Below are 2,759 nucleotides of genomic sequence, written 5' to 3'. Positions count from 1 at the left end.
CGGGGGGGCCGTTGACGCCCGTCGTTCCGTTGCCGCCGTCGGTTCCGTCATCGCCATCGGTTCCGTCGCCACCGTCGCCGCCTTTGCCTCCTTCGCCCCCCTCGGCCGAGTTGCCGCTGATGGTGGCGTTGGTGAGCGTGAGCGACCCGCCCGAGAGATAAATCCCGCCCCCTTGGGCATCCCCGCCGTTCTGCGCCCCGGCCCCTGGTTTTCCGGCCGCCCCATTGCCGCCGCCGATCCCCGGCGCCCCCTTGACGGTATTCCCGCTGACCGTGACGCCGTCCAGCGTCACATCTCCGCCGAGGATGAGCAACCCGCCCCCTTGGGCCGTCGCCGGGTTGTTCCCGGCGGCCGATTCGACATGCCCGCCCGTGATGGTCAGGTCTTTGAATTCAACGGTGATCCCCGTCCCCTCGATCTTCGCAATCCGGTCCGCCCAGCCCGAGGCCGCGTCGATGGTGGTGGTGGCCGCCCCGGCGCCGATAATCGTCAGGGTTTTGCTTGGCACGGTGCCGTTGCCGTTTGTGATCGACAACGCCCCAAGGGCCGTGTTGGTCAGCGAGTAGTCGCCCGCATCCAGATTGATGGTGTTGGTGGCATCAATGTTGGTGTTGGCGGTGAGAATATCCCCCCGCAAAGCCTCCCCGCCGCCGGACAAATGAAAGACGGCCGGAACGGTCCGATCTTCGAGCGTGTGCAGGGAGAGAGAGAGACGACGAGTCGGGATCGAAGGCATGAACATTAACCGGGTGAGGAAGTTATGAAAAATAAGGGGTAAAAAACTTCCGACCATCATCTGATGATGACGAAGATGCCGCAAGGCGGATTACGAATTGCTTGCGGAAATGTTACTTTTTCGGCTGATGCGGAAGAAAGAAGAGAAGGCGAAGAGAAGAAATATCTCGCACAAAACCGCAAAGGATGCAAAGAAGAGATGAAAACAAGGATAAAAGTAAAATATAGAATTAATAATCCATTAAAATCTCATGCCTCTATACCATCTCTTTTTTTATTAGGCTGTGTTGATTCAAGTTGGTGAAGTTTCCGGGTTGCCCAAGTTACTTCAGCCAAAGATTGATGGCGGCAAACAGAACGATTCCGAGAAAGTTGCGGGCGGTCTTTTCGTATCGGGTGGCCGCCCGCCGGCACTGCTTCAGCAAGCCCACCGTCCGCTCCACTTTGTTCCGTTCCTTGTAAACATCCTTGTCATAATCACGCGGGTTTTTGCGGTTCTTCTTTGGCGGGATCACCGCCTCCGCCCCCTCCTCCTCAATCGCCTTCACGAAGGCGTCGCTGTCATATCCCTTGTCCGCCAAGACTTTCACCGGCCGATGGTCTGTCAGCAACTCCGAACCGTGGGAGATGTCCGCGTCCTGCCCCGGACTGAGCGTGACTGTCACCGGGTGGGTTCCCCAAGGCGTCGACCGCCAGATGAATCTTGGTCCCGAAACCGCCTCGGGAGCGGCCCAATGCCTGGTCGTCGGTTTCATCGTTCATCCCGGCGGCGTGCGGACGAGCCCGAATCACCGTGCTGTCCATCATCAACCATTCCATGTCCGCGTCCCGGCTCACGGCTTTAAACAACCGCTGCCAGACGCCCTTTTTGCACCATTGGTTGAACCGGTGATATACCGTGTCCCATTTGCCGAACCGTTCGGGCAGATCCCGCCAAGCGGTCCCGGTCTTGGACAAATGCCAGACGGCGTTCAGGAAATTCCGGTTGTCCCGGGCAACCCCTCCATGACCGCCCGGACGGCCCGGCAGCAGCGGTTCCAGTTTCAACCAATGGGACTCCGGCAGTTCATGGCGCTCCATCAGATTCTCCCCGGCCGCTTGGCTTGCCCAGTTCGCCACGGAGATTTACCATGACCCCTGACTTGAATCAACACGACCTAGCAGCCTTCGCTTTGTTTTTGCCTTCACTCGCACTCGCCGAAGAAAAACCACCCGTCCCTATTCCGCTGAATCGCGAGACCATGAAGGTCGGCGAGGTCGGAAAACTGAGCGTCCGAGATGATGACCTCGTTTTTGTCGCCGTCTCCGAGGTAATCGGCGACAATGAGATGATTGTAAACGTCCGTCACAACGGCCCCATAACGCTTCGGTACATTGCAAAGATGCCAACCAAGGGACTGGTGGACGGCAAGAATCTTGACCGAAAAATCTCTCACGGTTATTGGAAAGTGACCGACACAAAAAAACAGTTCGGCGCTACTTATTTTGTGATTGAACCTTATGGCGGCCCTGTCGATGTCCCACCTCCTCCGAAGCCAATTTCTTTCCCGTTGCCCTCAGGCGTCGAACCATTTCCCGAAGTTGATCCCGCTGACCCAAAGCCATTGCTTGTGAGAGAGTGGTCTCGCGCCGTAAAACTCAAAACCGAACTAAATAGCTCCCACGTCGAACGAAAGTGCGAGTTTGCCGAAAAGCGGGTCTTGGCCCTACGGTAGTCGTTACCACACGAACTTCCGCAGGACGCAAGCCCCCATGTGTTGTATCACTCTGACGCCGGCCGACCGCGCCGCCTTGCTTGATCGTTTCGCCACGGCCCCGGACCATGCCTCCCGGCAGCGGGCCGTCATCTTGTTACTGTTGCACGCCGGGGCCACATGGGCCGTCGTCACCGCCGGCCTTGGCTGCTCGTCGGCGACGGTGTCCCGATGGGCCGGACGGTATCGGGCGAACGGGATCAACGCCCTGGCCCTTCCTCCGCGACGGCCTCGTCGCCTGACGGCGTGGGCGGCCATCCTGGTCGGATG

General features: G+C 58.8%; 3 protein-coding genes and 2 pseudogenes. 3 read left to right on the top strand and 2 right to left on the bottom strand.

Annotated features, from left to right (window positions below):
• Positions 1-736, bottom strand: a pseudogene (locus BGIM_RS65195) (hypothetical protein); the annotation flags it as partial.
• Positions 737-799: 63 nt separating this feature from the next.
• Between BGIM_RS65195 and BGIM_RS63945 the strand changes: the two are divergent.
• Positions 800-1,039: a hypothetical protein gene (locus BGIM_RS63945; protein WP_157369714.1), complete on the top strand. Its 240-nt coding sequence runs from the start codon at positions 800-802 to the stop codon at positions 1,037-1,039.
• 19 nt (positions 1,040-1,058) lie between these two features.
• Here the strand turns inward: BGIM_RS63945 and BGIM_RS63940 are convergent.
• Positions 1,059-1,815, bottom strand: a pseudogene (locus BGIM_RS63940) (IS5 family transposase).
• Positions 1,816-1,865: 50 nt separating this feature from the next.
• On the opposite strand from BGIM_RS63940, the gene BGIM_RS0137085 reads away from it, so the two are divergent.
• Positions 1,866-2,450, top strand: coding sequence for a hypothetical protein (locus BGIM_RS0137085; protein ID WP_020474682.1), 585 nt, complete (start codon positions 1,866-1,868; stop codon positions 2,448-2,450).
• Positions 2,451-2,487: 37 nt separating this feature from the next.
• A partial coding sequence (locus BGIM_RS54400) for a helix-turn-helix domain-containing protein (RefSeq protein WP_020474598.1) occupies positions 2,488-2,759 on the top strand: 272 nt, incomplete at its 3' end.

The sequence above is a fragment of the Zavarzinella formosa DSM 19928 genome (assembly GCF_000255705.1).
GTDB classification, from domain to species: Bacteria; Planctomycetota; Planctomycetia; order Gemmatales; family Gemmataceae; genus Zavarzinella; species Zavarzinella formosa.
Note: the sequence above shows the minus strand (reverse complement) of the source record. Positions and strands in the feature narration are given on the sequence as shown.